This is a genomic window from Conexibacter sp. S30A1, from assembly GCF_023330665.1.
Lineage (GTDB): Bacteria > Actinomycetota > Thermoleophilia > Solirubrobacterales > Solirubrobacteraceae > Palsa-465.
In genome coordinates, this window is record NZ_CP097127.1 from 2,845,978 (window position 1) to 2,871,543 (window position 25,566).

At 67.9% G+C, this 25,566-nt stretch carries 22 protein-coding genes, 1 tRNA gene and 1 pseudogene; 16 read left to right on the forward strand and 8 right to left on the reverse strand.

Translation table 11 applies throughout. The annotated features are described in order from the left end of the window. The first annotated feature begins 84 nt into the window (after positions 1-84). The 6 genes from M3M54_RS13695 to M3M54_RS13720 all read left to right on the forward strand — a co-directional run bounded on the left by M3M54_RS13695 (position 85) and on the right by M3M54_RS13720 (position 3,916). Positions 85-489, forward strand: coding sequence for a type II toxin-antitoxin system RelE/ParE family toxin (locus tag M3M54_RS13695; protein WP_249019599.1), 405 nt, complete (start codon positions 85-87; stop codon positions 487-489). Positions 490-521: 32 nt separating this feature from the next. After that, positions 522-770, forward strand: a complete 249-nt coding sequence (locus M3M54_RS13700) for a hypothetical protein (RefSeq protein WP_249019600.1) — start codon at positions 522-524, stop codon at positions 768-770. Positions 771-925: 155 nt separating this feature from the next. Then, positions 926-1,066 (forward strand): hypothetical protein, encoded by a 141-nt coding sequence (locus M3M54_RS13705; protein WP_249019601.1) that lies wholly within the window; start codon positions 926-928, stop codon positions 1,064-1,066. 180 nt (positions 1,067-1,246) lie between these two features. After that, entirely contained in the window at positions 1,247-2,701 is a 1,455-nt protein-coding gene (locus M3M54_RS13710) for an IS66 family transposase (protein WP_249019602.1), read from the forward strand. Between the two features lie 187 nt (positions 2,702-2,888). Beyond that, complete coding sequence (locus M3M54_RS13715; RefSeq protein WP_249019603.1) at positions 2,889-3,077, forward strand: hypothetical protein; 189 nt, start codon at positions 2,889-2,891, stop codon at positions 3,075-3,077. Next, positions 3,074-3,916: a GNAT family N-acetyltransferase gene (locus M3M54_RS13720; RefSeq protein ID WP_249019604.1), complete on the forward strand. Its 843-nt coding sequence runs from the start codon at positions 3,074-3,076 to the stop codon at positions 3,914-3,916. The genes M3M54_RS13715 and M3M54_RS13720 overlap by 4 nt, the downstream gene beginning before the upstream one ends. On the opposite strand, the gene M3M54_RS13725 is transcribed toward M3M54_RS13720, so the two are convergent. Then, the gene (locus M3M54_RS13725; RefSeq protein ID WP_249019605.1) at positions 3,895-4,863 is read right to left on the reverse strand and encodes an NAD(P)-dependent oxidoreductase; all 969 of its coding nucleotides are present in this window, start codon (positions 4,861-4,863) and stop codon (positions 3,895-3,897) included. The genes M3M54_RS13720 and M3M54_RS13725 overlap by 22 nt on opposite strands. A 240-nt stretch (positions 4,864-5,103) precedes the next feature. Between M3M54_RS13725 and M3M54_RS13730 the strand changes: the two genes are divergently transcribed. Further along, on the forward strand, positions 5,104-5,832 hold the full coding sequence (locus M3M54_RS13730) for an SGNH/GDSL hydrolase family protein (protein ID WP_249019606.1): 729 nt from the start codon (positions 5,104-5,106) through the stop codon (positions 5,830-5,832). A 17-nt stretch (positions 5,833-5,849) separates the two neighbouring features. Here the strand turns inward: M3M54_RS13730 and M3M54_RS13735 are convergent, their stop codons facing one another. Beyond that, complete coding sequence (locus M3M54_RS13735) at positions 5,850-6,596, reverse strand: spermidine synthase (RefSeq protein WP_249019607.1); 747 nt, start codon at positions 6,594-6,596, stop codon at positions 5,850-5,852. 685 nt (positions 6,597-7,281) lie between these two features. Between M3M54_RS13735 and M3M54_RS13740 the strand changes: the two genes are divergently transcribed. The 3 genes from M3M54_RS13740 (at position 7,282) to M3M54_RS13750 (ending at position 10,937) form a co-directional block, all read left to right on the forward strand. Beyond that, positions 7,282-7,950 (forward strand): class I SAM-dependent methyltransferase, encoded by a 669-nt coding sequence (locus M3M54_RS13740; protein WP_249019608.1) that lies wholly within the window; start codon positions 7,282-7,284, stop codon positions 7,948-7,950. Positions 7,951-7,962: 12 nt separating this feature from the next. Further along, positions 7,963-8,544, forward strand: a complete 582-nt coding sequence (locus tag M3M54_RS13745) for a cation transporter (protein ID WP_249019609.1) — start codon at positions 7,963-7,965, stop codon at positions 8,542-8,544. A 152-nt stretch (positions 8,545-8,696) separates the two neighbouring features. After that, complete coding sequence (locus M3M54_RS13750) at positions 8,697-10,937, forward strand: acyltransferase family protein (RefSeq protein WP_249019610.1); 2,241 nt, start codon at positions 8,697-8,699, stop codon at positions 10,935-10,937. Between the two features lie 58 nt (positions 10,938-10,995). On the opposite strand, the gene M3M54_RS13755 is transcribed toward M3M54_RS13750, so the two are convergent. After that, on the reverse strand, positions 10,996-12,471 hold the full coding sequence (locus M3M54_RS13755) for a cytosine permease (protein ID WP_249019611.1): 1,476 nt from the start codon (positions 12,469-12,471) through the stop codon (positions 10,996-10,998). 182 nt (positions 12,472-12,653) lie between these two features. Further along, positions 12,654-13,667, reverse strand: a complete 1,014-nt coding sequence (gene nudC / locus M3M54_RS13760) for an NAD(+) diphosphatase (protein ID WP_249019612.1) — start codon at positions 13,665-13,667, stop codon at positions 12,654-12,656. A gap of 137 nt (positions 13,668-13,804) precedes the next feature. Here nudC and M3M54_RS13765 point away from each other — a divergent pair. After that, a tRNA-Glu gene (locus M3M54_RS13765) sits at positions 13,805-13,877 on the forward strand. A 947-nt stretch (positions 13,878-14,824) separates the two neighbouring features. On the opposite strand, the pseudogene M3M54_RS13770 reads toward M3M54_RS13765, so the two are convergent. From M3M54_RS13770 to M3M54_RS13780, 3 genes and pseudogenes are all read right to left on the reverse strand, one after another. After that, positions 14,825-15,842 (reverse strand): annotated as a pseudogene (locus tag M3M54_RS13770) (transposase). Positions 15,843-16,463: 621 nt separating this feature from the next. After that, entirely contained in the window at positions 16,464-17,834 is a 1,371-nt protein-coding gene (locus M3M54_RS13775) for an IS1380 family transposase (protein WP_249019586.1), read from the reverse strand. A gap of 539 nt (positions 17,835-18,373) precedes the next feature. Continuing rightward, positions 18,374-18,700: a hypothetical protein gene (locus M3M54_RS13780; protein WP_249019614.1), complete on the reverse strand. Its 327-nt coding sequence runs from the start codon at positions 18,698-18,700 to the stop codon at positions 18,374-18,376. A 149-nt stretch (positions 18,701-18,849) separates the two neighbouring features. Here M3M54_RS13780 and M3M54_RS13785 point away from each other — a divergent pair, with 149 nt between their 5' ends. The 4 genes from M3M54_RS13785 to mobF all read left to right on the forward strand — a co-directional run bounded on the left by M3M54_RS13785 (position 18,850) and on the right by mobF (position 23,299). After that, entirely contained in the window at positions 18,850-19,173 is a 324-nt protein-coding gene (locus tag M3M54_RS13785) for a hypothetical protein (RefSeq protein ID WP_249019615.1), read from the forward strand. Positions 19,174-19,338: 165 nt separating this feature from the next. Then, entirely contained in the window at positions 19,339-19,725 is a 387-nt protein-coding gene (locus M3M54_RS13790) for a VOC family protein (protein ID WP_249019616.1), read from the forward strand. Positions 19,726-20,598: 873 nt separating this feature from the next. Continuing rightward, a complete protein-coding gene (locus M3M54_RS13795; RefSeq protein WP_249019617.1) occupies positions 20,599-20,823 on the forward strand; it encodes a helix-turn-helix domain-containing protein in 225 nt (74 codons plus the stop codon). Between the two features lie 196 nt (positions 20,824-21,019). After that, a complete protein-coding gene (gene mobF / locus M3M54_RS13800; RefSeq protein ID WP_249019618.1) occupies positions 21,020-23,299 on the forward strand; it encodes a MobF family relaxase in 2,280 nt (759 codons plus the stop codon). Between the two features lie 128 nt (positions 23,300-23,427). Here the strand turns inward: mobF and M3M54_RS13805 are convergent, their stop codons facing one another. Further along, positions 23,428-23,997, reverse strand: coding sequence for a hypothetical protein (locus tag M3M54_RS13805; protein ID WP_249019619.1), 570 nt, complete (start codon positions 23,995-23,997; stop codon positions 23,428-23,430). A gap of 86 nt (positions 23,998-24,083) precedes the next feature. On the opposite strand from M3M54_RS13805, the gene M3M54_RS13810 reads away from it, so the two are divergent. Next, positions 24,084-25,229 carry a hypothetical protein gene (locus tag M3M54_RS13810; RefSeq protein WP_249019620.1) on the forward strand — a complete coding sequence of 382 codons (1,146 nt, stop codon included), beginning with the start codon at positions 24,084-24,086 and terminating at the stop codon, positions 25,227-25,229. The last annotated feature ends 337 nt before the right edge of the window (positions 25,230-25,566 follow it).

Consider the following 25,566-nt stretch of genomic DNA (forward strand, 5'->3'; position numbering starts at 1 on the left):
CCAGCGCGTCACCCTGTGGCGCGGACTGTCAGGAAAGTGTGTCTTTTCGCGCGGCGCTTGCGTGGGTGCGCGAGCATGTTCGACATGGGCTGGGAGATCGAGATGACGGCGGGCGTGGTGAGCTGGTACCGGGCGCTCGACGGTGAGTCGGCGACGAGGGTGGCCGTGGCGCTGGATCGTCTCGAGCAGCGTGGGCCGGGGCTGGGCCGACCCTTCGTCGACTCGGTCAAGGGCTCGCGTCACCACAACATGAAGGAGCTGCGGTCAATCGGCGGCAACCTGCGCGTGCTGTTCGCGTTCGACCCCCGGCGGCGCGCGATCGTGCTGGTCGGCGGCGACAAGACCAATGACTGGCGGGGCTGGTACGCCCGCAGCATCCCGGTGGCCGACCGCCTGTACGACAATCATCTGCGAAGCATTCGAGGAGGTGGGCGAAGTTGGCAGAGGGGACGCGAAGCTGGCGGGAGATACGAGCCGAGCGCGCGCTGAACGAGCAGGACGTGCGGAACTACGGAGTGCTGATGGATGCCCAGGCGCTGGTCGCAGCCCACGCGGCGAAGATCGGGATCGAGCAAGCGCGGATAGTGGAGGCGCTGTCGGCCTCGGATCCGGACAGGGTCGCCGCTGACGCCAGCGTGGACGTGGGGCAGGAGGTGCTGGCGCGCTTTGTGGCGGCGCTCGGCGGCAGGCTGGAGCTGCGCGCCGTCTTTGACGGTGGCGCCGTGGTGCTGATGCGCGACGGCGAGCTTGTGACTGAAGACGGAGCCTGAGCGCAAGCGAGGCCCGTCCGAGCCGCGGCGTGATATGCGGGTGCCTGCCGCGACCAGGCACCGACGTTCACGAACTTTCCTGGCCGGGTACTTGCATTCCCGCATCTGATTGCGTAATGTCACCCGCCAGGCAGTAGTACCGTAAGAGGTAAGTCATGGAAATCTTCACCAACCACACGCTCAACGTGACCGCAGCCGCCGGGCTTGGATTCGGCGTGCTCACGTCCGCCAGCCTGTCGATGCCGGGCACGGCGGATGGCACCGGTGGGTTTCTCGCTGTGAGGTGGATGCGCTGATATCAGCGCATCACATACCGAGCATGCGAGGGCGGACCCCATCGGGGCCGCCCTTTTTTGTTGCCCAAATGAGGGCAGGCGCCATACGAGTGAGGGGTCGGCCACCGGCCCGGCGGACATGATGTACGTGTTCAGGGGGTCTGAGCAGGGTTTTCGTCGGTGTGGGCGTAGTTATGGAGCGTGGCCGGCGATGTTGAGTTTGGTGAGCTGAGGGCGCAGAACGCGCTGTTGGTCGAGGAGAACGCGGCGCTGCGGAAGCGTGTCGTTGAGCAGGACGCGCGGATCGAGGAGCTGGAGCGGCGGGACAATCGGGACTCGCGGAACAGTTCGCAGCCGCCGTCGTCGGATCCGCCGAAGTCGCGGGCTGAGCGGCGGCGGGAGGCGCGGGAGAAGCTCAAGCAGCTCTCGAAGTCCAAGCGCAAGCCGGGTGGGCAGCCTGGGCATGAGGGCAAGCATCGGCAGATGGTGCCGCCGGAGCGTGTTGATCATCGCAGCCAGCATCTGCCGCAGGCGTGCTCGTGCGGGCATACTTTCGATGGCTCGGAGGAGCGGGTTGACGATCCGGTGATCCATCAGCAGTGGGAGCTGCCGCCGATCCGCCCGCTGGTGTTCGAGTATGAGCTGTTGCGGTTGCGCTGCCCGTGCTGCGGTAAGCCGCGGCTGGCTGAGCTGCCTGCGGGGGTGTCGTGGTCGGCGTTCGCGGCTCGTTTGGAGGCGCATATCGCGACGCTGGCCGGTGTGTACCGGCTCTCGCGTCGGCAGGTGCGCGAGGTCTGCCAGGAGGTGTTCGGGATCCCGATCTCGCTCGGCGCGGTCGACGCGGCGATCATGCGCATGTCGCAGGTCCTGAAGGATCCGTGGGAGAAGCTGCGCGAGTACATCCAGCAGGCGGGGCTGGTGCACGCCGATGAGACCAGTTGGCGGCTTCGAGGCGCGCAGCAGTACCTGTGGCTGGCCTCCAGCGCGCTGGCGGCGTGCTATCGGATCGACCCGCACCGCTCCCAGGCAGCGGCCAAGGAGCTTTTGGGCGAGAACTTCGGCGGGTTCGTGGTCTCAGACCGCTACGCCGGCTATCACTTCCTCGACGTGCTGCAACAGCAGCTTTGCTGGTGCCACGTGATCCGCCAACTGGTCGAGGTCTCCGAGCGCCACCGCGCGGCGGGCAGGCTCGGCAAGAAGCTGGTCAAGGCAGCGCGCGAGGTGATCAACATCCACCGCCGCTACCTCGAAGACGACCACGATCTGGACTGGCTGCGCGAGCAGCTGCAACCGCTACGCGAGCGCATCCAAGCACTGCTCGAGCAAGGCGCCCGCGGCCGGCACCAGCGCACCGCCAACTTCTGCTCAGGGCTGCTTGACGAGTACGAGGCGCTGTGGACCTTCTGCGACGTCGAGAACATCCAGATCCCGCTCACGAACAACGCGGCGGAGCGGGCGGTCAGACACGCGGTGCTGCTACGCCGCATCCAGGGCGGCACCCAATCAGACGAAGGCAGCCGCTGGGTCGAGCGGATCTGTTCCGTACGCGAAACGCTACGCCTCCAAGACCGCCCCGTGCTCGACTACCTCATCAGCGCCGCGGAAGCCGCCCACCACCGACAGCCGCTACCGTCACTCCTCCCAGCCGGGCCCTGAGCCGCGATCACGCCGCCAACTCCGCCGGCGACCCCCTGAACGCGTACGACATGATGAGCAGTAGCCAGAAGTAACACCAGCAGGTTCTAGATAGTGACGTTTAACGCGCGGCCGGCGTGGCGGTCGGACACGCCTGCGGACGTGTCACTCGACGCTGACCTTACATACATTCACAGAGAGGAAGAACATGTTGACCCGCACGATGGCGGCGATGGTGCTACCCGGCAGACGATGGCTCAGCGCGAGCCGTGATGTGCCACAGACAGTCTGGATGAAGCTCGACCAGGCTCGCCGGCGCTCACTGTGCATCCAGGACCGGGTCGAGCTTGGGCGTGAGCGCTTGATCCAGCGTCACGGCTGGGGAGGGCGGCGATGATCGAGCAGGCGCAGGGACTGAACACGGCGGCGCTCGAGGCGATAGCGAACCTCGAGCGCCGCTGCCTGGCCGCCGACGGCGGCCGTCTGAAGCTCGAGTGGGGGACGCTGCGCAGCCGCAAGGCCGGCGAGGTCCGCGACCTGCTCTGGTGGGAGGACGGTGAGCTCTGCGGCTTCCTCGGAATCTACGGCTACCGGGCTGGTGTCTTTGAGGTGACCGGCATGGTCGACCCGCTGGGGCGGCGTCGCGGCATCGGTCGTGCGCTGCTCGACGAGGCCCTCGCGCTGCTGCGAACCCTCGGTGGCGGGCAGGTGCTGCTGGTGGTCCCACGGGTATCCGCGGGCGGGCATGCGCTCGCGCAGAGCTACGGGATGGTCTATGAGCACTCCGAGCACGCGCTGCGCCTCGATGCGCGCCCGGCCGCCGCGCCAACTGGTCCGCAGCTGCGTCTGCGCCAGGCGACCGAGGAGGACATTGCGCTGCTCTCGGGGCTCTACCTCGACGCGTTCGGCGACGCCGCGGTCAACCCCGACAGGCTCTCCGGGGAGCGCTCGCGCACGCTCGTGATCATGCTTGACGGGACGGCGGTCGGGACGATCGCGCTTGCGCGTGACGGCGCCCGCGGCGGCGTCTACGGCTTCGTCATCGACCGGTCACTGCGTGGCCGGGGGATCGGCGGGCGTGTGCTGCGCTGGGCCTGTGCCGATTTGTTCGAAGCGGGCGTGGAGTACGTGGACCTGGAGGTGGAGGTCGAAAACGAGCACGCGCTTGGTCTGTACACGGCCGTCGGCTTAAGGGCCCTGGCAACCGACGATTACTACAAGCTTGCACTCGGTTGATCCGCCGCTGGCCCGCCCGGCTGCCACTCCTCGCCCGAGAGCCGGGCGAGCGCGCGGATCAGCGAGTGCGTGCCGTCACGGCCACCGCCCTGGGCCCGCAGCGCCAGGTAGAGCTCGTGTGCGAGCGCGAGGCCCGGGAGCGCCAGGTTCATGCGTCTGGCCTCGCCGAGCGCGATCTCCATGTCCTTGATGAAGTGCTCGACCATGAAGCCGGGCGCGAAGTCGTCGCGCAGCATGCGTGGCCCGTAGTTGGACAGCGACCAGGAGCCCGCCGCGCCGCCCGCCACGGCCGCGAGCACCACCTCGGGGTCCAGGCCGGCACGGTGGGCGTAGAGCAGCGCCTCGCACACGCCGATCATGCCGGTCGCGATCAGCGTCTGGTTGACCATCTTGGCGTGCTGCCCGGCGCCGGCAGGTCCCTGGTGGACGATCGTCTTGCCCATCTGTTCAAGCAGCGGCATGATCCGCTCGACCGTCGTCGGCTCGCCACCGACCATGATCGCGAGGCTGGCGGTGCGCGCGCCGACGTCGCCGCCTGAGACGGGCGCGTCGACACTCGCCACCCCGCGTTGGGCCGCCGTTTGGAAGATCTCCTGCGCGAGCGCGGGCTCGCTGGTCGTCATGTCGACGATCACGCTGCCGGGTCGCGCGCCCGCGAGCACGCCGTGCTCACCCAGGATCACCTCGCGCACGTCAGCCGGGTAGCCGACGATCGTGAAGGTCACCTCCGCCTGGGCCGCGACCTCGGCCGGCGTCTGCGCCCAGCGCGCCCCGCGCGCAATCAGGCTCTCGGCGCGCTCGCGTGTGCGCGTGTGGACGGTGAGCTCGTGGCCGGCGCTCAGCAGATGCCCGCACATGGAGGCGCCCATCACGCCGGTCCCGATCCAGCCGACCTGGGTCGCCCGAACGCCCAAACCAGCCCGCGACGGTTCACCTGTGGTGGTCACCTACACTCCCCCTCTGCCTACGTGGATCCGCGCGCGGTTGCGTCGGCCGTAGCTGTCGACCCTACTCAGAAAGCCTGCGCACATGAACTGGATCATCCCACGCGGGCGTCCGCGCGCGCTTGCGCCGAGCCCCGGCCTGCGGTCAGCGTCCGTTGACCGCAGGCCTCCCGCCGAGCCGGAGCCCGTCCGATTTTGAGCCCGACCGTTCAAGCGCCGGCACACGGTGCCGATAGCTAGCGCGTGTCCGGACCTCTGTTCAAGAAGCTCCGCGTCGCTGCCGCCTTCTGCGTGGTGGCGGTCTGCGCCTCTGCCGTGCCGCTCGGCGGCTTGGCCACGGCCCGTGCCGCGGCGACGCCGGCGGCCGCGCGCGCGCCCTTTGACGCCGCCTTCCTCGGTGACTCCTACACCTTCGGCGTGGGCGCCACGCAGCCGAGCGACGGGTACGCCTACCTCGTCGCCCGGGCCGAGCACTGGACCGCCCGTATCGTCGGCCTTCCCGGCAGCGGCTACGTACGGGTCGCGATCCGCGACCACAAGAACATCGCCGCTGGGCTACCGGCCGTGATCGCCGCCCAGCCACGGGTGGTGATCGTCGCAAGCGGCCACAACGACGCGATGCCGCACGTCCCCTACACGCAGACGGAGGCCGCTGCGCTGCGGGATCTGAGCTCGCTGCGGGCGGCGCTGCCGCAGGCGACGATCGTGGTGCTCGGCCCGATCTGGCTCAACGGCCACCCGGACCGCAAGGCGCTCTACGTCAACCACGCGATCCACCTGGCCCAGGAGCGGGTCCCCGGCACGCTCTGGATCGACCCGATTACGCAGCGCTGGTTCACCGGCTCCTGGGTCAAGCGCACCGGCGATGACCGGACCATGATCAACTACACCGCCGGTCACCCGAACAACCGCGGCTACCGTCACATCGCCACTTTGCTTGAGGCCGACCTGCGCCAGCTCGGCATCAGCTGAGCGGTCGCAGACACCGCTCAACGGTCGCGCCAGGCACCGGCTCCAGCCAGCTCGCCGCCACGCACCAGTCGCGCGGGCGAGCGGTCGCCGGCGGCGCGGGACTCGATCCCCGCCAGATCGGGCATGCTTGCTGCCGCAAACAGGACGATGTTGCCGCGGCGCTTGGGTCCAGCCAGCGCCGCAACGGCGGGATAGGCCTCAGCGAGTCCGGCCGCGATCGCACGCGCGTCCGCGAGCCCCGCCGTGTCGACCACGTTCACCAGCGTCAGCGCCGCCACCCGGGCACAGTCCCGCAGGGCCTCCACGGTGACCAGGTGGCGAGGCACTCGCGCGCCGGTGAACGCGTCGATCACGATCGCGTCGCCACTCGCGTCTGCCAGCCCGTCCAGCGCCCCGCGGCCGTCGCCGACCTGCACCCTGAGGCCCGGCTGGCGCCGCAGCCCCATGTGCGCTCGCGCCAGCTCGAGGACGCGGGCGTCGAGCTCGTAGACGCGCTGGCGCGAGCCTGGATCGTCGGCCAGCAGCGCGCGCGCCAGTGTGCACGCGCCGCCGCCCAGGTGGATCACGCGTCTGGCCCCTGCGGCCCGCAGCACCAGTCGCATCCAGCGCAGGTAGTCGAACTCCAGGTGGCTTGAATCGGCCAGGTCTACGTAGGAGGCGTCCATGTCGTCCTGGCGCAGCAACCGGCCGCTTGGGCGGTCGGGGTCGGCGAGCACGGAGAGCTCGCCGACAGTGCTGATCAGGACCCGATCACTGCGACTCATGATCGCCTTGACCTTCGAGTAGGTTCAGGGTGTTTCCTTGGGCGCGTGGAGCGAATGCTGACGATAGGCGAGCTCGCCGCGCTGGCCCGTGATTGCCGCACTCGCCGTCGGCGGGGCGCAGACGACGATCTACAACACGCTGATCGCGACCATTGTGTAGACCAGCCTGCCCAGCGACGCTTACGGCCTTGCGACTTCGATCAGGAGGTGCGGATCGAAGCTGCTGGTCCCCGCCGGCGTCGGTTGCGCCGGCCTGCTCGCCGGTGCGCGCTTTCTCTCCAAATTGCGCGAACACTCGCTGCGACGGCTTGCAAACACCACAGGCGCTGGGGTAAGTTTCAGCGCAGCGGTTCGGGAGGGAGCAGGCCCAGCGAAAGCCAAGCGAGGCGGCTCCCGACGGCTGGCGACAGAGCTTTTTTCCGCGCGCAGGCTACGCGTGAGAGCAGGCACGGTCGTCGCCCCCGGACCGCCTTTTTTGTTTCTGGCGCGGTCACGTCCGACCCGCCAGCTAGCTTCCCGGGCGCGGCATCAACACCGCCGAAGCAGCTCGGGAGCCTGCCCCCGAGCTGCAGGGCGACCGGGGCGCCACCGGGAGCCGGGCGCTGAGGGTAGACCCCGTACGCACAACACCTCAGCTAGCCCGCCCGCTCCCCCGCAGGCGCCGCTCCGCGTAGCATTTTCTGTGATGTCTGCTCCGGACCGACACACCGAGCTCGACGCCCAGCAGGAGCACTGGCAGCGCATTCTCGCCGCGAGCCCAGACCGCTTCGGGACAGACGCGAGCGTACCCGCCCGAGCCGCCGCGCAAGCCTTCCGGGAGGTGGGCGCCACGCGTCTGCTCGAGCTCGGCGCCGGGCAGGGGCGCGACACGCTGTTCTTCGCCACAAACGGCTTCCTGGTGACCGCCCTTGACTACGCCGCGAGCGCGACCGCGGCGACAAGCGCCAGGCTCGCAGCTCACGGCCTGGCCGACCGGGTGCGGGTGCTTGGCCACGACCTGCGCGAACCCCTGCCGTTCACCGACGCGAGCTTCGACGCCTGCTACTCGCACATGCTCTACTGCATGGCCTTCACTGAGGCGCAGCTCGCGCGCCTCTCGGCGGAGATTCTGAGGGTGCTCAGACCTGGTGGTCTGAACGTATACACCGCCCGCAGCACCAGCGACCCCGACTGGGGCAAGGGCACACACCACGGCGAGAACCTCTACGAGAGCGGCGGCTTCATCGTCCACTTCCTCTCCGACGAGGCCATCGCGCGGCTCGCCGAGGGTTACGGGCTGGTTTCGGTCGAACCGTTCGAAGAGGGGCCACTGCCCCGCCGGCTGGTCCGCGTCACGATGCGCAAGGCCGAGTAGGACGCAGCTGCGGTGGCAGGGCGCGTCAGGACGCTCTCGTGGATCAGTCTCGGCTGGATGACGGTTGAGGGCGCCGTGGCGATCATCGCTGCGGCCGCTGCCGGCTCGGTCGCGCTGCTGGCCTTCGGCATCGACTCCGCGATCGAGGCGTGCGCGGCGCTGATCGTGATCTGGCGCTTCAGCGGCAGCCGCCTCGCCTCGGAGACCGCCGAGCACCGCGCCCAGCGCCTGGTCGCCGTGAGCTTCTTCCTGCTCGCACCCTACGTCGCTCAGGATGCGGTCCGCACGCTGCTCACCGGAGAGCATCCGTCCACGAGCCGCGTCGGCATCGCGCTGGCGCTCGCCAGCATCGTCGTGATGCCGCTGCTGGGGGGCGCCAAGCAGCGGCTCGGGCGCGCGCTCGACTCGCGCGCGACCATCGGCGAGGGAGCACAGAACCTGCTCTGCGCATACATGGCGGCGGGCGTGCTCGTGGGTCTGCTCGCCAACACCTTGCTCGGCGCCTGGTGGCTTGACCCGCTGATTGGGCTGGCGATCGCGGCACTGGCCGTGCACGAGGGAATCGAAGCCCTGGAGGACGAGGACGGCGACTAGCCCTCGGTGGCCCTCGCGGCGCGGCGCCGTCGGCGCGAGAGCCAAAAGAATGTCTCTGCGATCGGGTTTGGCGACCTAAGCTTGGGGTATTGCGAGCATCATGAGAGGGCGGCGGTCGCCCTCCGCCAAACACCTCCAGAGGCGGTCTGCGGATGCAGCTTGGAATCGTCACGCGAGGGGGGCACGAACCGGAGCGCGAGGCGCGCTCGGGTGACGGGCGGGACGCAACCAACAGGCAGGGCGGGACCGGGGCACTTTCGGTGGCCACCGAGCGCCGGCGCGACCTGCAGGGCGTGCGCGCGCTCGCAGTGCTGCTGGTCGCCTTCAACCACGCCAACGTCCCCTTCCTGCCGGGCGGCTACATCGGCGTCGATGTCTTCTTCGTCCTGTCGGGCTACTTCATCACCGGGCTGCTGCTGCGCGAGGGGTTGGGAGGCGTCCATGGACGCGACGGCGAGCACGGCGCCGGGCGCGTCTCGATCCCCCGCTTCTACGCGCGGCGCGCGCGCCGCATCCTGCCGGCCGCGACGCTGACGCTGGCGGTCACCGCGGTGGCCGTTTACTTCGTCTACGACGTGTGGCGCGCCGACGTGCTCGCAACCCGGCCGGTGCTGCTGGACGAGCTGGCCGCGGCGCTCTTCTACGCCAACCTGCACTTCGCCGCCACGGCCACCAACTACTTCGCCAACGCGGCCGCGGGCCTGCCCTCGCCGGTCCTGCACTTCTGGTCGCTGTCGGTCGAGGAGCAGTTCTACCTGGTCTGGCCGTCGCTGCTGGCGGTTGTGCTGTTTGTCTCACACCGCCACGGCGTCTTTGACCGCCGTCGCGCCGTGAAGCTCGTCACCGTCACGCTGGTGCTCGTCTGCGCGGGGTCGCTCATCTACTCCATCCACGACAGCTACACCAACCCAGAGAGCGCCTACTTCTCGCCCTTCGCGCGAGCCTGGGAGCTCGGGCTGGGCGGGCTCATGGCGCTCGCGGCGCCGTACGCGGCACGGCTCTCGCGGGTGCTGCGCGAGGTGCTCGGCTGGGTCGGGCTGGGGATGGTGATGACGGCAGCCTTCGTCTTCTCGAGCGCCACGATCTTTCCCGGCTACGCGGCGCTGCTGCCGGTGGTGGGCGCTGCGCTGCTGATCATCGGGGGCCTGCACAGCACCCGCCGGGGCGTTGATCGGCTGTTGGCCACACGGCCGATGGCCTACGTCGGTGACCGCTCCTACACCTTCTACCTGTGGCACTACCCGACGCTCGTGATCGCCTGGCAGGCGGCTGGCCATGAGTTGCCGGTGATTGACAACCTGGGGCTCCTGGCTGGCGCCTTCGCGCTCTCAGCGCTGACCTTCCACTTCTACGAGAACCCACTGCGCTTTGCCCGCTGGCTGCGCGGCTGGCGTACCGCGTTGCTCGTGCCGATCTCGATCGGCACCTCACTGACGGCGATCATGGTGCCGGCGTTCATCGTCGAGGGGACGCTTGTCTCCGAGGCGCAGGCCGCCCAGAAGATCGTCGTGCCGCCGCTGCGGCCCGCGCCCGGGCAGCCGGATCCCATCAGCCTGCTCGACGCAAAACCGCTGCCGGCGCTCTTGGCGGCGGTCGCGGCGGTGCGCGCCAACGCGCCGCTGCCAAAGATCCTCGTGCCGGACGGAGCCACGCTCGCGCGCGAGAACGTGCTGATCAGCTACGACATCCCGCGCGGCTGCCAGCCGGCCTTCGGCCCCGGGATCACCAGCAAGATCTGCAAGCTCGGCGACCCGACCTCCAACAGGGTGGTCGCGATCGTGGGCGACTCCCACGGTGGCATGTGGGTGCCAGGGCTGCTGCGGGTGGCGCGCGCACAGCACTTCGCGGTGGTGGTGCTCGACAAGCCCGGCTGCTTCGTCAACCGCGTGCACACCAACCTGCCCGGCTTCCCCTGCGCCGACTGGTACCGCTGGGCGATCCAGCAGGACCGCGAGCTGCACCCGGTGGCGACGCTGGTCGCCTTCAAGCTCTCCGGCGGCTACCTGGAGCACCATCCCGTGAGCACCACCGCCGAGCTGCGGTCGGTGATGCGCGATGTGCGTCACGGCGTCTGGCTTGAGGACCCACCCGGTCAGCTGCAGAAGACCGCCGCCTGCATCACCGCCCCGGGCGCCACCCAGCGCACCTGCTCCTCGCCGGAGACGCCCGCCTACCACGACCTCGTCAACCACATCCAGTCGATGTTCGTCGCGCGGCGTCTGGCCTGGATCCCGACCGTGCAGTGGTTCTGCGCCGAGAATGTCTGCCCGAGCGTGATCGACCACATGCTCACGACCCACGACGGCGACCACCTGACAATGCCCTTCAGCGCCGCGCTGGGGCCGCTCGAGGCACCGGAGATGCGCCGCATCTTCGCCCACTTCGGGGAGTGAGCGCGGCTGTGTAAGGCGTCGTTGGTGGGGCCGGCCCAGCGGGGCCGGCCCACCGATCTCAGCCCTCGGCGGCCAGTTCCGCCAGCCAGGCCTCGTCCCTGTCGGCGGTCGCGGCGGACGCCTCGGCGCGTACCGTGCGGCGGCTCAGCAGCAGGTAGGTGCCGGCGCCGAACAGGGCGCCCATGAAGACGCTGAAGTCCGCGCCGCCGGTCTGGTTTGAGAGCGGCGAGATCCAGGCCGGATAGGCGTTCAGCCAGGATGCGGCCGCGACCATGCCGACCAGCTGAGCGATGATGCCCGGCCAGTGGATGCCGCCGGAGCGGTGGTAGAGGCCGCGGGCGGTCTGCATCAGCGCGCCGGAGTCGTAGTGGCCACGGCGCAGGAAGAAGTCTGTCAGGTAGATGGCCACCCACGGCGCGATCCAGATCAGCATGAACAGCACGAAGTCCTCGAGGAACGAGTAGAAGCTCGTGGAGAAGACCGTGACCGCCGTGAGCGCGCCCGCGATCGTCGTGTCGAGCAGCACACACTGCCAGCGCTTGATGCCGGGGATGATCGCCTGCAGGGTCAGGCCGGAGGAGTAGAGGTCGATGGAGTTGATCGCGAACAGCTGCACGATCACGAAGGCGAGGTAGGGCCAGATGAACCAGCCCCAGAGCGCGTGCGGCAGCCCGGCGATCGGGTTTGAGGCGTCGGGGATCGCGGTGGCCACGGCGGCGCCCAGCAGCATCAACAGGGTGGTCGGGATGAAGCCGCCGAGCGCCACCCAGCCGACGATCTTGCGCGGGCTGGTGTCGGGCGGCAGGTAGCGGGAGAAGTCGTTGGCGTTCATCGGCCAGCCGTAGCCGCCGGCGGAGAGCACGAACGCGAGCGCCGCCATCATGCTCGCCCAGCTGGCGTCGTGGCCCGCGCCGAGATGCGCCTTGCCGATCGTCTGGATCGCCAGCAGGATGAACAGCACGACGAACGGGCCGACCATCATCCGCAGCGTTCGCAGCATCATCCGGTGGCCGAACAGCGGCAGCGCCAGCTGCACGCAGGTGGCGGTTACGATCAGCGCCCACTTGAGTCCGTCCGAGGTGCCGACACCCGCCTTGTTGAGGAGCGCGAGGCCGGCGGAGACAACCAGGTAGAGCCCCAGCACCTCGTAGCCGACCTGGGTCATCCAGTTGAAGACCGCGATCAGCTTCGCGCCGGCGGGTCCGAACGGCGCCCGGTTGATCGTGAACGCGGCGGTGCCGGCACGCGGCCCCTGCAGCGAGCCCAGGCCGTTGACCAGATACGAGAGGTTGCCCACCAGGACCACGACCAGCGCCTGCCAGAAGCGCAGGCCGAAGCCGACGATCAGCAGGGCCCCGTAAACCACGTATTCGACGTTGAAGAGTGCGCCCGCCCACATCCAGGCGAGGTCCCGGGGCACGCCACGGCGCTCGGCGAGCGGGATGTAGTCAATCCCCTTTGTCTCAAACAGCGGCTCGTCGGTGACTGAGCCGCCGGCCGGATGTGCACTGCTCAACTCGAGCGTCGCGTTCACGTGACCCCTCCGCGGTGGTCTGGTGGTTTTCGGGCTGCGAATTCTGCCGCCTCGGCCGGTCGGCTGCTTCGGCCACCTGGCCAAAGCGGATTCGACCTCGACTCGGAGGCGCCCCAGAGCGAGAGGCGCCCCAGAGCGAGAGGCGCCCCAGAGCGGGAGGTGCCATGGAGCCGGAGGCGCGCCTATGAGTCGAGCCGGTGGCCGCCGCGGGCGACCCAGGCGTCGATCAGCTGGCGCGCGATCGAGACCTGGCCCGGGAGGCGCAGCGCACCGCTGGCGTGCTCGTTGTTGGCCGGGCGATCCTCGGGACCGGTGGCCTCGCGCACCTCGTCGAGGCTGAACCACGCCACCTCGACCATCTCACCGGGCTGTGGGCGAGGCGGCTGCGCGCCGCCTCGCTCGGCGCTCGCCTCGTAGCCCAGCATCAGCGAGGCCGGAAACGGCCACGGCTGGGAGGCGATGTAGCGCGGCGCATGCGCGCGGACCGCTGACTCCTCGTGGACCTCGCGCAGCACGGCCTCCTCGGGTGTCTCGCCGGGTGCCACGTAGCCTGCCAGGATCGAAAAGCGCCCCGGCTCCCAACCGATGCGCCGGCCGAGCAGGACGTTGCCACAGCCGTCGTCGACGAGCATGATCACGACCGGGTCGGTGCGCGGGAAGTGACTTGCCCCGCAGCTCGGGCAGCGCCGCGCGAGCCCCGCCTGTCTCACCCGAGTCGGGCTGCCGCAGCGCGCGCAGAAGCGATGGTTCCGGTGCCATCCGAGCAGCGCCACCAGATAGGCCGCAAGCCCGCTCTCGGCCTGCGGCAGCAGCAGGCCGGCCTCACGCAGGGTGACCAGGCGGCCGAGGCCTGTGTCGCTTGCCTGGCTCGCGGCCTCGGGGTCGTCGAGGTCGGCGGCGAACAGCGGCGCACCGGCATCGAGTCCGAGCAGGATTGGCTGGTGGGGGTTGATGTTGCCGGCGAGCGGGCGGCGCAGCAGGTGCGGGCGCGGCGAGTCGCCGATCAGCACGCGGTCGGCGCTCGCGCCCAGCACGGCGGCCTGCGGGTCATCCAGCAGGCGCAGTATCTCGTTGCGGTCGTCGCGCAGGTCACTGGCTCGGTCGATGGTCGCGCCCGTCAGCGGCAGGGCCAGCGGTGGCGCTGCGAGCGCGACACCCGACAGCGCGGGTGAGCGGGAGTCTGGATGGGCGGGCACGGTCATCTCGGTCTACCGCTGACTGTAGTTGCAGGGTCGTCTGCGCCTGTGGTCGATCGGTGGTCGCCACGGCCGTTCACGGCGCTGACGGCGGCCGTCCGGGGCGGCGGACCGCCCGCCATACAATGGGGCTTCGCGCCCCCATGGTCTAGTGGTTAGGACGCCTCCCTTTCACGGAGGAGATCGCCGGTTCGAGCCCGGCTGGGGGTACTCAAGAAAGCCCTGCAAATCGATGGCTGTTGAGGCGATCAGAGGGTGGCAAAGTGGGGCCATTTGGGTTTGGCTACCACTTTTGGCTACCAAACGAGAGCCGGTTTGTCGTGGCGGGCGGGCTGTGATGCTCGCGCAGCCGGCGAGGTCGCTCGGTCGCAAGGCTGTCGGGCAGATGGCTATGCGGGCCGCTCGCGCGAGCGCCGCGCGCCCGGGGGCTCTGCTGCGGTCTGAGACAACTGCGGATGCCAGGACGGCGTGCTTCAGTTCAACGTTTCGGTGCCGGACTCCGGCAGCGTCTCCACCGGTAGGATCAACGAGTTCGTCCAGTGCGGCAAGGCCCTGGGGCGATGGCCTCTTGCGGAACACTGAGGGCGGACGCTCGGCCTACCCGAGTCCGGGATGCTTTACACGCAGGATGTCGGGGGTTCGAGCCCCTCACCGCCCATCCATGAACCGCCTGCAAACCGGCGTATTGTTGGGCGTGTTGCTGGTCGGCTAGGGCCAGATTCGCGAAAAGTGCATCACGGGAGTGCATCATTTGGGGCTCTCCGTGGTCGAGCACGAAGTCTGCGCGCGCCATTCTCGGCCCGGCGCCAAGTGGTTGACAGCGCCCTCTCGCACGAGCGCGGTCCCGAACCGTCGGAGCGCGGGTGCGGGTGGCATCGACTCCCGGGCAGCTCGCGCTGTCCGCGGGGGTTCGGGTGCCTGAGGTTGCTGGCGGCCTCCATGGAATATGGTGGTCATGGAAGCCGAGCGATGGGAGCTTCGCTGCACAATCCGGCGGCTGACCGCCCCACCAGCAAGTTTCAGTGAGGCCGGAACACGCCTGACGACCTGGATCTTGGATTAAGTGGTCGCGTTCTGGGCTTGCGGGGGCGCGGCGCTTTATTGAGGCTCTCTCGGCATCGATGTGGTCAGTGTCAGCCGATTTCGAACACGTGCAGTTAGTGTGGGAGGTGAAGGGTGATCGGGCGGCTGGTGGGCAGGATGAGCGCGAGCGCGGCCTTGGCGCTGCGCAACCCGTAGGCACGGCGAGTGATCAGCCGGACCTTTTTGTTGAGCGCCTCAGTTCGGCCCTGGTTGATCCCGAGACGGATGGCGGCGAGGCTCCCGTCGCGGTTTGCGGATCGTCTTGCCGAGCTTGACGAACGGCTGAAGCCAGCAGCGGGCGAGGCGGCTGAGGAGTCGGTCGATCAGGACAGTGACGTCGTCGATATCCAGGCCACGCTCGAAGATGCCGCGGACGGCTTTTTTGAGCGTGTACGCGCGCCACATCTCGCCGCCAGCGGTCTTCAGTCGGGCGAGCGTGGCGGCTTGGGCGTCGGCCAGCTTCTCGAGCTTCTTTAGCAGCGACGAGCGGGCGTCCTGGAAGCGCTTGGCGGCGTTCTGGTGGCCGCGGGAGCGCAGCTCGTTCCAGTAGGCGCGGCGGACGTCGTCAAGCTCCTGGTCGGCGAGCGCTACCACGTGGTAGGGGTCGATGCAGATCGTCGCCTGTGGCGCGTTGGCGCGGACGCTCTTGGCGTAGCCGCCGGTCGTGTCCATCGACACGACCCGCAGCTTGCCCACGCGCGCGAAGATCGCGGGCTCGATCTCCACGTCGGACTCGAGCCACGTGCCGTGGATGCCGTTGCCCGAGGGCACTGTCGGGCAGGGGCCGAACGGGACCATGATCGTCTGCTCAGACTCCCCCGACGGCTTGTAGGTATCTGCTGGCGGGTCCTGAAGCGGCGGGTCGAGATCCTCGAAGAACCGGTCGGCAGCGGCCACCACTTTGCCCTCGCATCCGCACACGATCTGACGGCGCTGATGGTCGGCGACCAAGGTGAGGTAGTTGTGCTGGCGTTTCCAGCGGACCTCGTCAACGCCGCTCTCATAGAGCTCCTCCAGACGCCGCGGATCGAGCTCGTCGTCGCAGACGCGCTTGATGATCCGCCCGACCGTATCCCAATCGATCCGCTGCATCCGCTTGATCGTCGACCTGTCCGTCCTGGCTGCCAACCACGCGACCGGACACTCGAAGTCGCGTGTGAACTCCGAGCCCGGCCGCGCTAACAGCACCCCCGAGGTGATCGCCCCTCGCTCTGGGCACCACAACCGGCGCCGGCGGCAATGGACCTCAAACCGCCAGATGCCGAAATCCAGGTGCCGTCAGACCGAGTGCTCCGGGCGCGTGTACTTGCGCGCCCTCGTCGAGTAGCCGCACTCAGGGCAGATCAGCCACCGCCGCTTGAGCGCTACCTCGACGACCACCCGGCCGGGCTCGAAGCGAACCTTTCACACCCATGCCCCGGGAGTCGCATAAGCCTGGAAAATGCCGTCGTGACAGGCATCGTCGTCTTCTGCTTCGGGCCGCTTGACCATCAGCCTCGATCTTGCAGTAAGCGGCTGGGTTGGTTGTCAGGGGGGCGCGGGAGCGTTGGTGCGGGTGGCGCGGGGTCTCTTTGGCCGCTTGCGGATCGGTGTGTGGCGCGGTCGGGGTCCCTCTGGCGGGTTGGGGTGCTGTTTTTGGGCAGGCTGACGCCCGGGGTGTCGCGGGAGTGATCGTCGGTGGGGTGGCCGTGGCGCTGAGCAGCGCCGCGTGGGTCAGCCCGTGGGGGCTTCGAGCGCTTTCAGACGCGCAAACGCGGCGGCGAGCTGTGCTGACCACGGCCAGGAGCCGGAGAGTCTCAGCACGCTGCGGCGGGCGTGACGGCTGATGCGGCCTGACTGGTGCAGCAGCCGGTAGCGCAGTCGTTTGAGCTCCCAGCGACGTGCCTGGTCTTTGAGGCAGAGTTGTTGGGTTATGGCGATCAGGTCCTGGGCGAGCATCACGAGCCAGAGCCACACCTGGTTGTTGGCGAACTGGCGGAACGGGAGGTTACGCAGCCCGCAGTCCTTCGCTTGGCGGATGCGGTCCTCAACCCGGGCGTGGCCACGATGGGTCAGGTCAAGCTGGCGGATGTCGCCGTCTTGCTGGTCGGTGATGAACACCGCCAGGCGATAGCCGTCATGGTCTGCGAAGGACTGCTGATCACCGTCTGTAAGGGTGGTGCGACGGGCGATCAGCCTGGAGCGCTCAGGCCATGCGGAGAGGTCGACATGATCGGTGATCTCAACCACCCAGGAATGCTCGCGCTCTGTTCCGTCCCGACGGAGCGCCCGTTCCCAGGCGCTCTCAGGTATCGCGATGATCGCCTCACGAACGGGCTGGGAGAGGTCAAACCCGAACGAGAACCGCAGATCACCCTCACGGCAGTAAACGCACAGCTCATGTGTTGAGCCGGCACCATCAGCCCTGACCAGGATCTCCCCATCAAGCGCCTTCTCATCCAGCTGCGCAAGCGCGAGATCCAAAACCTGCTTGTGATCGCTGGCGGTGTTCGACCCCGCGTTCCCGGGCCTCAAGATCCCTGCGAGCGCCTCCCCGGTCCCGTCCAGGTACGCAAGCAGCGGATGATGCCCGTAGCCGCCCTTGAAGTTCCCGTGCGCCTGCTCCTTCTCCGAGTACGCGGTGGTCAGCGACGCGTCGATGTCGATCACGGTCCGCTCCGGCCGGTTATGCCAGCGTGCCAGTGAACGCTCCGGTCTTGCGCCGATCTCCCACGCGCGGGCCCTGCCGACCGCGACCGCGTCACGCAACCGGGCAAGACACTCCTGATCGATCGAGTCGATCACCCGAAACGCTGTTGAGTCAGAGCACACGTTCCCGAACAGGTCAGGCTGGTCACGAAACGCGCCGAGATCCGCCAAACAGTCCCCGCCATCAGCAAGCATCACCGCCAGATCACGCAAAACAACCCCCGGGTCGTGCGCGGAGCGCCGCCGGCGACTGGGTGCCATCGCCACAGACAGCGCTCGTGTGAGCCCAACCCGGTCCGCCACCCCAGCCAAAAGCGCGCTGCCGACATGCCCCGCCACACCGGCGCCGTCCGCCCGAACATCTACCTTTGCCAGCAGCCCTTCATGCTGCACCATATGGGTGAACCTCCTGAACCGGAAACGTGAGCGTGGTAACCCACATTTTCGCTGCTCAGGCGGACGTTCTCGCGCCCCGGCAAGCCCGGGGCGCGACTACTTAATGCAAGATCCAGGTCAGGAGCCAGCAGACTGCGGAGTGGGCGGCGAGCGTGTCGCCAACCAGCGCGCAGCATGCGAGGCTTTCTCAGACGGCGAGAGGCCTCCTCAAACCCAGAATCCAACGCTCACCATGTCCACACCGACGCCCGGAGACCCCTTAATGACTAGTCCGGGTTGGCAACGTCGAAGTCGCGCCAGCGGACACAGACCGTCACCACCTTGATGGAGTGCGGGCGTGTAATTCCGCCGGAACGGACCGCACAGCTCCCGTACTCGGTCGGGCCGCTTTGTTGCGGCGCGTCCTACCAGTGGGTACAGCTCGCATGGTGGGACCGATACACCGTCTGGCTACGACTCGCTGCGTAGGGCGGAGATTCGGTCGTCGTCGATGGCCGCTGATCACCACAGTCGTCGGTGTGGTGAGGTGACCTACCCAATCACTCCTTGACAGGCAGGACGTGGTAGACGGTCGGATAGTGGGCATCGAGCTTCGCCACGCCCATCTTCTGCGCCACGAGATTAAACGCCGTCGTGACGGCTTCGAGCGGTCCAACACCGTGAACTCGAACGCCGATCATCATTCTCAATGACTCAGGCTGCGGCTGTCCCTGCTCACGGTGCAGCGACTTGATGTTGCCTTCATCGTCCATCTCTAGGAGGATCGGTGGTTCGGTCAGGGCGTCCGCAGCAAGCAACCCGACGATAGTCGGGTAATCTGCATATGCCGCGGTAGGCATGCTGACCGTCACTCGATAGTCGCCCATCGGCCCCGCCTTTTGACGCGTTTGCAGACGCCACCCTATCACCTGGGCCGACTGGTGGGCCCGCAAGCTGGTAGCGGAGACCCCTATGCTGCCGAGGTCGTCGTCGGATATGTTCCGCTCACCAGCATGCGATAGAGGAGCTCTGCCCCATGAGCGATGACCCAACAGACGTAACGCCGTTCGTGAAACAGATAGCCAACGACCTAGTCCGGGAACTGGTCGATCGAGCCCCCTCCCTGACGGAGCTGTCGGTGAGGGACCAGGACGCGATTTCAACCGCGATCCTGAAGGCTGCGTGGCGAGGCATCCTGCAGGGGCTCGCGACCTATCAACACGAGTTCAACCTGAATGCGGCACAGATGACTGCCGGGAACCCCGAGCTCACGATCCAACGCGCCCAGGTGACCGTAACCACTGTCGGCGGCGTGACTGAGCCTGACGTTTGGCTACGCAAGTACGGCGACGACGCCTAACGGCCCGGTTGCATGGGCTTGCGTCAGTTTATGCTTGGACGTTGCATTAGGCGCGGCGCTGATCATGCCGGTGAGCGCGCCGGCTGAACGAGATGTGATCGGGCGCTTCAACCTGAGTCGCACTTTTCCAAGCCGCCGCGGCGTGTTACTGGGATACTGCGGCACATGACCAACACCGACTCCAGCACGCCGGTCGCGAGCGCGCAACGAACCGACTTGGGCTCGATCCCGGTCAAGGACATGGAACGCGCCAAGGCGTTCTACCGCGACACGCTCGACATGCACAGTCCCGACTGGGAAGAGAACTGGCCGGAGATCGAGACCGGCAACGTCTCTGTCTACCTCATCGACCCGACCGGAACGGGCGCAACCTTCTCGCCGCACACCGCGCCACTGGCACTCCACGTCGCCGACGTCGCCGAAGCCAAGCAAGCCCTCCAGCAGCGCGGCGTCCAGCTCTCAGGCGAGCACGACACCAGCGTTTGCAAAATGGCGTTCTTCAACGACACCGAAGGCAACGGCCTGATGCTCCACCGACGCTACGCCCCCTGACCCCCAACAACGAGCACCATCGGGGGGCGATGTGATGAAAGAGCGACGGCTGCACTAACGGACCGGGCATCCACAGCGAAGTCAAGACGCGCCTGTGATGGTCCTCGCCCACAGACCAGCTTGGCCCGAGTCGCGTGCCATCAGCTTCCGACGTCCTGACAGCTCCGCGACACGGCCCCCTTCCCGGACGTCCCAGCGTTCTTGCGCCGGACGGCCGGGCGGTCACCGAGCCATAGGCGAGGGTAAGGGAGCGAAGCGACCTTGACGGCCCGGCTGCCGGCGCCACTATTCCACCCGTCCGGGAAGGGGGCCATCACGCCCACCGCTGTGGGACCAGCGAGTTCGTCAACGGGCCGGCGGACCGCGGACAACGGCCGGGAGAGGCGTCGCCTAAACACCGCGCGCCGGATTGGACACGGCTTGCGGCAACGCCGCCATCCAGCTGGCGCCGCCGCAAGACGGGGCCGTACAGCGGCACGCGAGGCCGCAAGGCCGGAGTGGCGCAGGTGCCCCGCCCGCGCGGAGGCTCGCTTGCCGGGCTACTCCTCGCCGCAAGTGAAGTCTTGCAGGGGAGGCCAGCGGCACTGTTGCGAAGGCACGGATAACTGTGCTGTCTTGGCGGCGGTGCTGGTGGTGCTGGCCGCGCCCGGCGCGAGACCGGCGTGGTCCAGCTCGTTTTGGCGGTTCTCGACCGCCAGCAGACCAGTGCGGCTGCGGACAACTTTGAAAGTGGCTTCTTGCAGGACTTTACGCGGTCCGGGCCGTGAAGGTGGCCGGAAGTTGTCCTGAAGATGTCCAAGTTGTCCGTAGACGTCTTGCAAGACGTCCCAAGACGTCCTTGAGCCGTCCCGGCGTCTGGTGCATGTTTTGGCCATGCCCACCAGCACCACCTACACCGGCGCTCATGCGCCAGCCACCCCACGGCTCCACGGCCTCACACGCGATGAGGTGATGACCGCCATAGAGGTCGCGGAGCTTCTCCAGCTCCCAGTCTCAACCGTGTACTACCTCGCCAGGCGCGGGGAGATTCCCGCGTCCCGGTTCGGGCGCGCATGGCGGTTTCTACGGCCCCGGATCGAAGAAAAACTCGCGAGCTGAGCCTTGGTTTGTGCATGATGCACCGGCCAATCGCACAGCAGGCGGATTCCACCCTGAGCCGGAGCCCCCGGACCACCCCGGACACGGGCCGGTTCAGTCAAGGGCGACCCGGACAAGTAGGACAACTTGCGGGCCGAGCACCGAGTGCGTGGAGTGTGTCGCTGTTGATCGGGCCACTGGGCGCTCGGGTCCACGGGTGGTTGGGTTGTTGACGGTCGCGAAGATCACCGGTAGCGGCGCGGGCGGGTACGCCGAGTATCTGGACGGCAAGACCCGCTCAGCGGAGCTTGGGGACTACTACCTCAAAGACGGCGAACGGGTCGAGGCACCAGGCCGCTGGGTGACCGGTGCTGAACGCTTCAGCCTCGACGGGTCAGGACCGGTGACCGGGGAGCAGCTCAGAGCGCTGATGGCGGTCAGACGCCCAGACAACGGTGAGCAGCTCAGGCGCACCGGCGGCTCGGGTGAGGCGGTCGCGGCTGTGGACGCAACCTTCTCTGCACCGAAGTCCGTGAGCGCTGCCTGGGCCATCAGCGACCGGGAGTTCCGTCAGAAGATCGAGCGGGCGCACGAGACCGCGGTTGACCGTGCGCTCTCCTATGCGACAGGGCAGGTGCCGATGTTGCGCCGGCGTGTCAACTCCACCGAGGTGATCCACGAGAAAGCAACGGGGCTTGTTGCGACGAGCTGGCGGCACACCACCGCCCGCGCGGTCTCAGGTCAGCTCCCCGACCCGCAACTGCACTCCCACGTCCTCTTGCACGCCGCCGTCAGACGGGACGGCCGTTTGGTGGCGATCGACTCGCGTTCCTGGCTTGTGCACCAGCGTGAGATCGGTGCTGCGTACCGGACAGAGCTTGCGCGTGAGCTGCAGGCCCTTGGGTTTCAGATTGTGCGTGGCACGGGTCGTGGTGGCCGGTACTTCGAGATCGCAAGCATCCCGCAGAGCCTGCTTGACCGCTGGTCGAGTCGCCACCACCAGGTCAAGGCCGCGATCCGTGAGCGGCTCACCGACCGGGAGCGTGCGCTACAGACGCTGATCACCCACGGTGGCCCAGAAGCGGAGGAGGCGATCATCGAGCTTGAGCGGTTGCATGCGACCGGGCAGCTGCCGCCGAAACAGGACCGGCTGATGGGCACTCTGACCCGTAGCGTGAAGGTGCCGGCCACCACCCAGGACCTCGACAGCGAATGGCAGCGGGAAGCGATCCGGCATCGGATCAGCCGCGAACGCCTCGAAGTGTTGCGCCACACACCCAAAACGATCCTTCAGCCGGCAAGCCCCGAACAGGTGCTGGTCGCGCTCACCGAGTTCGACTCCACGTTCGCCGCCCGCGAAGCGAGGGCAGCCGCGCTTGAGCAGTCAGCGGGCACCCCGATCCTCGCGGCGCTGGACCAGCTCCGGGCGCTCAGAGCCAGCGGTGAGATTCTGTTGTTGGCGGACGGGAGCGGCACCACCAAAGACCATCGCGGGTATGAGCGTGCGGTGATCACGATCACCCAGCGCCTCAGCACCACCACGGTCACGCCGATCCCTGAAGAGACCACCAGGCGTGAGACGGGGCGGCTTGATCAAGAGCTCGCCGCCTATGGCGGACGGCTCTCCAACGAGCAGCGTGCCGCGATTGCCCTGGCGTGCGGTGAGCACCCGCTCGTGGTCATTGTGGGGCATGCCGGGACGGGGAAGAGCACCACCCTGACCGGCATCGCGCGCGCACACCAGAACGCGGGCCGCCGGATAGTTGTGACAAGCACCGCTGCCGCAGCCGCGGAACGACTCGCCAGCGAGCTACAGGAACACGGCGTTCAGTGCGTCGCGTATTCGACCGTCGGTTTGCATGCCGCCCTCAACCACGGCCGGATCGAGCTTGGGCCGGACACAACGGTGATCCATGATGAGGCCGCCCTGGCGTCAACCCGTGAGCAGCTCCGGTTGCTGCACGCCGTGGAGGTCGCTGGTGCGAGGTTGATTGCTGTTGGGGACCCGCAACAAAACCAGCCGGTCGGTGCCGGCGGCCTCTGGGACCGGATCGAGACCATGACCCGGCACACAGGCGCCCTGGTGGCGCTCACGGTCAACCAGCGCGCCCAGGACCCTGGTGACCGTCACAGCCAAACCCTGTTTCGCAAAGGCGAGACCGAGCTTGCGATCCGCACCTACGCAGCCCGCGACCGGATCCACCAAGCAGAGAACCAGCGCCTGGTCGAGGACCAGGCACTCGAAGCCGCCCACCAAGACCGGGAACAGGGGAAGACGACGCTCGTGATCGCGCAAACCTCGAATGAGCATTTGGATGAGCTGATGTTGACGGACATGCTGGATGGTGATGATCGCGTCATCGGGGGTGATGATCTGGGTTATGAACGACCGAACGACCAAAGCCCCTTGCAGCGTGCTCCTGTGGCCCTGGGAACGGCGGCAAGGAAGAGAAACAGGGGGCACGGGGGCGTGTGGTGGTGCGTTGCGCGTCTGTGACCGCTTCGCTTTCGCTGTTGATCGCTCGGCAGGGGCGTAGCGCCAGGACGCGGGATGTTGTCGGGGTGCGGGCGTGTGCGGTCCGAGCGATGCGACCCACCGCGCGTGGCCACCAACACCCCGGGGTCTCAGAACCCTGGTGGGTCGCGTCCCGGCCCGTGCAACAGGCCCGTCAACACCACAGCAAGCTCCCACGGTGACGCGGTGAGCTTCAGCCGTGACCGGCATGCCCGGGCCGCTCGACCGAGCGCGTCAACGGCCCCAACCAGCGGCGGGCCGGACACGATCTGTTGGTCGGCTGACGGGTCAAGCACACGCTCCCACAGGCGGGCGGTCGTGGTGATCGCCCCGGCGCGGCGCGTGAAGGTCCGCAACCAGCCACGCACAGTTCCCGCCGGGCGCCCCAGCGTCACGGCGATCGTGCGGTGACCCTGACCATTGGCCTTGGCCAAAAGCGCCCGGCCGATCACTTCCGTTCCGTCGCGCCGACGCGCGAGCGCCCAGGCTGGAAGCAGCACGTGTGTCCGCTCGCAGCGCCGACAGCACGCTCGCCGTGGCCGCAGCAAGCGTGTCTCATCAAGCAGGCGCACGGTGCGCTCGCGCGCAAACCCCCACGGCGCAAGCGGCCCGTCACAAACCGGGCAACACAAACGCCCAGCCACCAGATCATCCTCCGCCACCACCTGCTCTGCGCTCATCGCCATCACGCACACACCACACCACGCTCCTCACCTGGCCAACGCTCCCAACGGCCCCTCCCACGAGGCCCCCGGGGGAACTCGTGTTGGAAGGCATATCAGACCCCGGTCGCACCGGCAAACGCCGCCACCAGCATGGTGATAAGCAGCATCACCGCTGGCGGCAGGGCAGCGGCCAGCACCCGCAAATTGCGGACGACTACCGCGACCCGGCCGGTCATCACCACGATCCTGGCGTTGACCGCGACCAGCATCCGATCACATCACCACGCTCAACGACGTTTGAGGGCCCAACCGTCACCATCCAGCGTGTCGCTCAACAGCTGAACGCACGTGCGCAGGCGATCCGCAAACAACACCGCCAGCTCGGCGAGCACGGGCTTGAGATCCCCGGCAGGCCGTATGAGCTACACGAGGGCGACGAGATCCAGGTCCGGCACACGATCAACCATCCCGGCCACGGCCCGGTCCGTAACGGCACCAACGCAACAGTCACGGCCGTGGATGCTGAGCGGCATGAGGTTGAGCTGCGTCTCGCTGACGGGGCTCGCGTGAAGCTCGACCACCAGCAGGTCGAGCAAGCGGATCTCAGGCTGGCGTATGTGCAGCACCCGTTCCCCGCCCAAGGCCACACCACCGACACCACACACGTGATCATCACCACCCAGGCGACCCGGGAAGGGACCTATGTCGCGATCACCCGCGCACGAGCGCAAACACACATCTACCACGCCCCTGACATCGACCAGACGACGCCAGCCGTGGATCCGCTGGCGCGGCTTGCTGAGCGGGTCGGCCAAACCGAGCCGGAGGTCCCATCGATCAACACCCCCCTCGCACACGAAACGACGGTCAGAGCGATCGCGGAGCTTGAAGCCGACGGTCAACGGGTCGTGCCGGGCAGGCGCAACGAGATCGAGTACGAACCCGACCGGACGCCACCGAGGCATGCGAGGTCGCAGACACTGCCACCTATACGACGTGACCGTGAGCCGGAGCGCGATCCCGCGGTACTGGACCACGACCCGCAAGAGAACAACAGTGAGCATGGCGGAGTCGCGCGCGACAGTGGCGGACCGGCACCCGCACCCTCAATCAACATCGGCCACGACGACAGGCGCAAGGGCGATACACGACGTGTCTGGCCCGGGAGAGCCGTCATCGAGCCAGACGGACCGGAGCGGGAACCGGAGTTGCGCACACGGGATCGGACATCCGGTCACGAGCTATGAGCACCACTTCCGCTCCATCACGGCGCAGACCATGCCTGCCGGAACGAGCGTCACTGTTGCTGCGCGCCCGCTGCCGGCAGGCCGGGTTGCGGTCCCGACACGAACTCTCACCCGGACAGCCAGCCGCAGCGAGACCTGAGGTTTCTTCAGACCGTGAACGGCCGGCGTTAGGATCGGCGTGATGCAGCTTGAGTGGGAGCTACTGCTGACGTTTCCGGGCATCGGCGGCATGCAAGGCATCTGCCACATCCGCGCCTACGAAGCACCCGGGGCATCGGCCGGTGGTGGCCGCCGACTAGCCGCCAGACAAGCCCAGCACTTTCGTCCACAGCCCGAC

Bases quoted from the DNA above. Each gene is read 5' to 3' on its own strand.
- M3M54_RS13750 (WP_249019610.1), top strand. From the start codon at position 8,697: ATGCAGCTTGGAATCGTCACGCGAGGGGGGCACGAACCGGAGCGCGAG.
- M3M54_RS13715 (WP_249019603.1), top strand. From the start codon at position 2,889: ATGTTGACCCGCACGATGGCGGCGATGGTGCTACCCGGCAGACGATGG.
- M3M54_RS13790 (WP_249019616.1), top strand. From the start codon at position 19,339: ATGACCAACACCGACTCCAGCACGCCGGTCGCGAGCGCGCAACGAACC.
- M3M54_RS13805 (WP_249019619.1), bottom strand. From the start codon at position 23,997: ATGAGCGCAGAGCAGGTGGTGGCGGAGGATGATCTGGTGGCTGGGCGT.
- M3M54_RS13720 (WP_249019604.1), top strand. From the start codon at position 3,074: ATGATCGAGCAGGCGCAGGGACTGAACACGGCGGCGCTCGAGGCGATA.
- M3M54_RS13695 (WP_249019599.1), top strand. From the start codon at position 85: ATGGGCTGGGAGATCGAGATGACGGCGGGCGTGGTGAGCTGGTACCGG.
- M3M54_RS13795 (WP_249019617.1), top strand. From the start codon at position 20,599: ATGCCCACCAGCACCACCTACACCGGCGCTCATGCGCCAGCCACCCCA.
- M3M54_RS13735 (WP_249019607.1), bottom strand. From the start codon at position 6,596: ATGAGTCGCAGTGATCGGGTCCTGATCAGCACTGTCGGCGAGCTCTCC.
- M3M54_RS13780 (WP_249019614.1), bottom strand. From the start codon at position 18,700: ATGGGCGACTATCGAGTGACGGTCAGCATGCCTACCGCGGCATATGCA.
- M3M54_RS13705 (WP_249019601.1), top strand. From the start codon at position 926: ATGGAAATCTTCACCAACCACACGCTCAACGTGACCGCAGCCGCCGGG.
- M3M54_RS13785 (WP_249019615.1), top strand. From the start codon at position 18,850: ATGAGCGATGACCCAACAGACGTAACGCCGTTCGTGAAACAGATAGCC.
- M3M54_RS13740 (WP_249019608.1), top strand. From the start codon at position 7,282: ATGTCTGCTCCGGACCGACACACCGAGCTCGACGCCCAGCAGGAGCAC.
- M3M54_RS13775 (WP_249019586.1), bottom strand. From the start codon at position 17,834: ATGGTGCAGCATGAAGGGCTGCTGGCAAAGGTAGATGTTCGGGCGGAC.
- M3M54_RS13700 (WP_249019600.1), top strand. From the start codon at position 522: ATGGATGCCCAGGCGCTGGTCGCAGCCCACGCGGCGAAGATCGGGATC.